Below are 6,744 nucleotides of genomic sequence, written 5' to 3' on the forward strand. Positions count from 1 at the left end.
TGACTTAGATTCAGATGGGGTTAAAATCCCATCTGAATCAAGTCTCATTTATTAATCTGCTGTTACAGCAAGTCGTCTTTGGCCAATTTTCCGGCCATTTCTTGTGTACCTAAAATCCAGACCAAATCATTTTCCTGAAGGTGCATATTAATATCCGGAGCCAGAATGGGGTAAAGATTTCGTTCTAAGCCAAGCAGAAACCCGCCCCACTCGCTTTTTATCTTAGAGTCTTTAATCGCCACACCTGACAAGTCTGACTCCTTTTCAACAGTTACGGCATAGCAGAACAGCTGGTCATCTTCAGCATAGGCTTCCTGATTTTTGATAAACTCCCGCAAGGTCGCATACATGCCGTCTGCTTTTTTATCTAATTCAACCTGCGTTAAAATAGCAAAAGAGTCAAGCATTCTATCGCTGCCAGCAACAAAAACGATATCGTTTGCCCGGATATGTTCCGACCCTTCCGGAATATTAATATGTTTGCCACCCCGAATAATTTTAATAACCTTCAGCTTTGAATGTTCGGTTCCCGGCAAATTGGCTAATGTTTGATCTAAGACGGCAACTTGGTCGCTGCACCGGAACTTACTGACGTAAATCCGCTCATCCAGCCAGCTGTGGCCAATATCTTTCCCTTTTCTTGCCTCTAATTTTCTTTCATTAAAGTTAGCCAAAAAACGCGCTTCTATTTTTAAGTACGGATTAATAAGCCAGTCGGAGCGGGCGATAAGAAATACCAGCCCGACAGCTATTGCCAATATATATGGCGTAGACAACTCAAGCATAATGGAAATGGGAAGCATAACCAAAAAGAGTAACGTCCCCTTCCTTAATAAAAGCAGCATGATCAAAGGCAAATGGTTTGTTGCACTCTTAAACCACAACGGGATAAAATATTCATTCTTTCTGAACAAACATTGTTTAAGAAATGGCGCCATCAGTATCAATGTAACCAGCGTCGCCAATATGTCCGCAAGTTTAGGAGGCAGATGCGCCGCTAAAAATGGTTCCAGCAATGAAGTCCCCGCCAAAATGATTCCCAGCATAATAACACTGTAAAGTATCAAACGGGAAAAATACTTTTTAAAGAAAGCAACCCAGTCGCCGTCTTTTTCGGTTTCAGACTGATCTTCTGAGGTATGTCTGTTTAGATATTTAGAAACTTTATTGGGAAGATATTTATCTAAATAGTAGTAGCTCCCCTCGGCCGCCTTGATAACAAACGGCGTGGTGAATGTCGTAATAACCGAAACTGCAACAACAATCGAATAGATATAATCACTGATTACTCCCAGCGATATGCCTAACGAAGCGATAATAAACGAAAACTCCCCAATTTGTGCGAGTGAAAAACCGCATAATATCGCCGTTTTTAACGGTTGCCCCGAAAGCAGTACGCCTAATGACGAGAGCGCCGCCTTACCGAAAATCGTGGCGATTGTAATAAGCACTATTGGCCCTGCGTACTTTACGATGAGCGCCGGGTCGACCATCATACCGACCGAAATAAAAAATACGGCGCCAAATAAATCTCGTATCGGTTTATTAATATGCTCGATTTTTTCAGCATGAATAGTGCCTGCCAGTAATGAACCGGCCAAAAAAGATCCCAGCGCCGAAGAAAAGCCCAGATGATGGGCTAAAAAAACCATGCCAAAACAAATGCCCAGCGACACAATTAACAATGTTTCGTCATTCATCAGGTTTTGCACATCTTTGAGTATCGTGGGTAAAAGATATATCCCTAAAATCAGCCAGAGAGCCAGGTAAAAAATCATTTTCAGCAAATGCACGGCCAGCTCGCCGCCGGAAATTCCCTGACTGACAGCAATAGTCGACAACATGACCATCATAAAAATGCCGGCAATATCTTCAACAATTAGTGTGCCAAATACCAGTTCAGTAAATTTCTTCCCTTTTAAGCCCAAATCCTCAAAGGCTTTGATAATAATAGTTGTTGACGACATCGACAGCATGCCGCCGAGAAATACACTGTTCATAACACTCCAGCCCATCAACTGGCCACAGACAAAACCAACCGCCAACATGGAAACAACTTCGGTAATTGCCGTAATAATTGCCGTACCACCGACAGAAGCTAGTTTATGTAAATTAAACTCCAGCCCCAATGAGAACATCAGGATAATAATGCCGATTTCACTCCAGGTACTAATACTTACTGTATCGGTAACTGCCGGAACCAGTGTAAAATAAGGGCCAACCATAAAACCGGTAATAATATACCCTAAAACCAAAGGCTGCCGGAACCGCTTAAAGATCAGCGTCATAATCCCAGCTACCAGCAGCATGAGAGCTAAATCGGAAATAAGCTCAGGTATGTGCATAAACATACTCCTTTCAAAAATAGTAACAACTCGTTAAGCCAGTATATTCATCTCGGCATATTGCCTGGTAAAAATCCCCTCAACTGTATGTGTTCCGAATAAATAGTATGACGTATTCGGCTTCTTCATACACGGAAAAGAAAATTTTTCCCAAACATAACCAAGGACGATGTCAGGGGGGACAACTCTTCTGATTCAGTCATTTCCTACCTCCACTATAAGTATACAGCATCAGTATATAATTTTCCTAAACTTTATTTCCATATTTTTTCAAAATCGGGGTAGCAACAACGCCGCCCCTCCTGACACCCAGAAAGTAATGTCAATTATACTACTATTTACCACTAGACATCAATCCCTTTATAGTAGTAAATAAGGCGGTTTATTATGTGATAACTGCTCTGGAAAAGCCGAATTGAACTACTTATGCTATATTTCTCTCAGACAAACACGAAGGGACGGATCCTGCGTGTTTTTTTACTTTGAGGACAATAGTGACTGTTTTACCTTTTGACCGGACAAAATTTAAACATTTACAAAATGGTAATGCTATGATATTTTAATATTAGGTCCTAAGATTTGGTACTATTAAAGGTGAATTTTTTATTCTCAATTTACATTGTCCTAAATCTTGGCCAGAAAAACCGGATGACACGCGGCAGCAATCATCATAGGAAAAACTGTTTTGTCACGACAAAAAAAGGAGAATATCATGGAACCAACCAATAATGCAACAACACTACCAGCTAATACTAACAAAAAACCGTTTTACAAATCCCTCCACTTTCAGGTTTTCCTAGCCATCTTCTTAGGCATAACCTTAGGCCATTTTGCTCCCGACACCGGAGCTGCAATGAAACCGTTAGGGGATGCCTTCATTAAGCTGATCAAAATGATTATTGGGCCAATTATATTCTGCACCATCGTATCCGGAATCGCCGGTATGGATGATATGAAGAAGGTTGGCAGAGTAGGAACGAAAGCTTTAATATATTTTGAAGTTGTAACGACATTTGCGTTGATCATGGGTTTAGTAGCTGTAAGCTTATTAAAACCTGGGGCAGGCATGAATGTAAATGTATCAGCGTTAGACACCAAAGATATTGCTGCCTATACAACTGCAGCCAAATCTCAGAGTACAGTGGACTTTTTTATGAATATTATTCCCAACACGGTAATAGACGCGTTTGCCAAAGGGGATATACTTCAGATTTTGCTGTTCTCGGTAATGTTCGGGGGAGCCTTGTCTGCCATGGGGAAAGCAGGCAAGACTATATATGGAATTATTGTCGAGATAACCCAGGCCCTCTTTAAGATGGTGGACATGATTATGAAGGCAGCGCCGATTGGCGTTTTTGGCGCTATGGCATTCACAATAGGTAAGTACGGCATAGCCTCCCTTGGTCCGCTGGGCAAGCTATTAATTGTGTTCTATCTAACCTGTTTGGCATTCGTTTTTTTGGTTATTGGACCTATTGCTAAATGGACCGGATTCAGTATTATAAAGTTTTGCTCTTATATTAAAGAAGAATTGCTCATCGTACTTGGTACATCCTCTTCCGAAAGTGTGCTGCCGCGCATGATGGAAAAGCTGGAGAAGCTCGGCTGTTCAAAACCGGTTGTCGGCCTTGTCATTCCGACAGGTTACTCATTCAACTTAGACGGCACTTCCATCTATTTGACAATGGCTGCCATCTTCCTGGCGCAGGCCACAAATACGGATCTTACCCTAATACAGGAAGTAACAATACTGGCTGTGCTGCTTTTAACCTCCAAGGGAGCTTCCGGTGTTACCGGCAGCGGCTTTATCGTTCTGGCTGCCACCCTATCGATTATACCAGGGATTCCGGTAGCAGCTCTCGCCGTTATATTCGGCATCGATCGTTTCATGTCAATGGGTAGAGCATTAACCAATCTAGTCGGTAACGGTGTTGCAACAATTGTTGTTTCCAAGTGGGAAAATGAACTGGATTTCGCAAAACTCAAACAAGAGTTAGAACGTGGAAGTGACAAAAATGGATCGCAAACCAATGATATGAACAAATAGGGGGTTTCCGTCTGGAAGTCTTTCTCATGGAACACAAAGACACGTAAATTTGACAAACGTCATTACGTGTCTTTTCTTATCTCATCTATTCACGCAAGATTTTGGAACACGCAGGGACGGTTATTGTCTTCCTGCTATTCCACCTTCCTGCCTGGGCAGGTTTCTTCTGGAATAAGTCGAATTAGTATAGGATTAGCACGAGGATATGGAATGGAGAAATGGAATAAAATAGCTGATGGACACAAATGGAAGTGTTAGTTGCTGCCATATACTCAAGTACTGGGAAAACAAAGGGATATCAGCAAGGCAATCAAAAAATACAGATGGGAGGAACTTTATCATGGAATTAACACCAGCATCAGAAATCCAGTGTAGAACCCGTAACTTTCAGCAGAAGCTTGTTGAACAAGCAGTCGATGGGGCCGTTGTTTTACTGCAAAGTGATATTTTCTACTTTACCGGGACAGTACAAAACTCCTACTTGTTTATACCTGCCAGCGGCGAGCCGGTGCTTATGGTGAAAAAAAGCATAACACGCGGTCAGCAGGAGTCTCCGTTAAAAAATATTGTTGCAATTAAGAACCCTAAGCAAATCCCGGAAATTTTGGCGGCCTACGGGTATAACGGTTTTAGCAAAATTGGGCTGGAATTAGATGTACTACCCTTTAATATTTATAAGTCTTATGAAAAGATTTTTCCGAATACTGAATTTGTCGACTGTTCTCCTGCTATCAAAGAAACCCGTGCGATAAAGTCATCCTATGAAATTGATCTACTGCGCGGTGCATTAGCGGTCAGTGATCAAGCGTTTTTAGCAGTACCTTCCTTTTTACGGGAGGGAATGTCAGAACTTGAATTAGCTGCCTTATTTGAGGCTGAGATGCGCAAACGCGGCTTTGCCGGCCCTTGCAAGATGCGAGCCTTCAATCAAGATTTTTACTTGGGTAATATATGTACCGGCGGCAGCGGCTTTTATCCCAACTATTTCGATGGACCGGTTGGTGGGCAGGGAGCCAGTGTAGCCCAGCCGCAAGGAGCCGGCTGGAAAAAGATAAACCGCAATGAGGTTATTTATATAGACTATACTTGTATCGTAAGGGGATATACAGGTGACCAAACCCGGATATTCTGCATTGGCGAGCTTCCGGCTAAGCTGGTTAAAGCCTTTGATGATGCGGTACTCATTGAAACAGAAATAGTAAAAAGCATTAAGCCGGGAACTTTAGCCGAGGAACCCTATCTGCTGGCACTCAAGCTGGCAGCAGAGCTGGGGTATCAGGATAATTTCATGGGATATAAGCAGGACCAGGTCAAATTTATTGGCCATGGTATCGGCCTGGAATTGGATGAATGGCCAATTTTAGCCAATGGAATGAAGACGCCGATAATGCCGGGAATGACTTTTGCGCTTGAACCAAAGTTCGTTTTCCCCGAAGGGGCTATTGGTACGGAAAATAGTTTTGTTATGACAGAAACCGGACCTCAACGTTTAAACACAGCTCCCGAAGTTATCACGCACATTACCTGCTAGCGTAAAGTGGGAGAATACTCGACTCTTAATTAAATAGTTAGGAAGTGTTTGTTATGGGAGAATGTACTTGTACTATCTCGATGATGGCAGATCACAATGCAATATGTAAAACCTGTTCAGAAAAGCAAGGTAAAGCCGTTCATATAGGCGCTCAAAGTTATCAGCAGGAAACAAAACCGCAAGTGGAACAATGTACCTGTGATACACGGATGATGGCAGACCATAATGCAATATGTAAAGCCTGCTGCATTTTATAAGCATAAGTTTGCCAGGAGTTTTTAGTATTGATTATTGCGTATTCTACAGTCAAATAATGACAGCCCGCCAAGCTACTGGCGGGCTGTCATTATGTTGGTGGAGGCGATCCGCCGGAAGCAAGGGGAAGCAAGGGGAAGCAAGGGGAAGCAGGAAGCAGGGGGGACGTTCATTTTGCTTCGGAAGAACATCATTAGAGTCATTCTTGATTTCTCGAACACACACGTTACGGAATAACACAGTCTGCCATTTCTCTAGATCTTGGTTACTCGCACATCTTTGCATATTCTCCATTTTAAATTTATCTTATCACAATTTGATAGAGGGGCGCAAAGTGACTGTCCCTTTGCGCCCCTCAAAATTCGCCGCAGACCCAAATACGCCCTTATACTATTCACAGAAATATATGTACTCTTTTTCTGTTACTACGAATATTTCCTTATAACCCGCCCAACTCTCATTGTTATAAAGTTCAACTGCTTTAATAACCTCCTTCAATAATCTTAAAGAATCTCTTTAATTCTCAGTTTTACATAGCATTTCACATATTTAAGACTCGTCTTTAT

At 42.2% G+C, this 6,744-nt stretch carries 3 protein-coding genes; 2 read left to right on the top strand and 1 reads right to left on the bottom strand.

The window, feature by feature from the left end; translation table 11 throughout:
• Positions 1 to 62: 62 nt before the first annotated feature.
• Complete coding sequence (locus GT1_RS11795) at positions 63 to 2,345, bottom strand: cation:proton antiporter (protein WP_223226201.1); 2,283 nt, start codon at positions 2,343 to 2,345, stop codon at positions 63 to 65.
• A gap of 712 nt (positions 2,346 to 3,057) precedes the next feature.
• On the opposite strand from GT1_RS11795, the gene GT1_RS11800 reads away from it, so the two are divergent.
• Positions 3,058 to 4,392 carry a dicarboxylate/amino acid:cation symporter gene (locus tag GT1_RS11800; protein WP_188398869.1) on the top strand — a complete coding sequence of 445 codons (1,335 nt, stop codon included), beginning with the start codon at positions 3,058 to 3,060 and terminating at the stop codon, positions 4,390 to 4,392.
• A gap of 340 nt (positions 4,393 to 4,732) precedes the next feature.
• The gene (locus GT1_RS11805; RefSeq protein ID WP_188398870.1) at positions 4,733 to 5,923 is read left to right on the top strand and encodes a Xaa-Pro peptidase family protein; all 1,191 of its coding nucleotides are present in this window, start codon (positions 4,733 to 4,735) and stop codon (positions 5,921 to 5,923) included.
• Positions 5,924 to 6,744: the final 821 nt, after the last annotated feature.

It is taken from the genome of Sporomusa sp. GT1, from assembly GCF_014634905.1.
Taxonomy (GTDB): domain Bacteria; phylum Bacillota; class Negativicutes; order Sporomusales; family Sporomusaceae; genus Sporomusa; species Sporomusa sphaeroides.

Bases quoted from the DNA above. Each gene is read 5' to 3' on its own strand.
- GT1_RS11795 (WP_223226201.1), bottom strand. From the start codon at position 2,345: ATGCACATACCTGAGCTTATTTCCGATTTAGCTCTCATGCTGCTGGTA.
- GT1_RS11800 (WP_188398869.1), top strand. From the start codon at position 3,058: ATGGAACCAACCAATAATGCAACAACACTACCAGCTAATACTAACAAA.
- GT1_RS11805 (WP_188398870.1), top strand. From the start codon at position 4,733: ATGGAATTAACACCAGCATCAGAAATCCAGTGTAGAACCCGTAACTTT.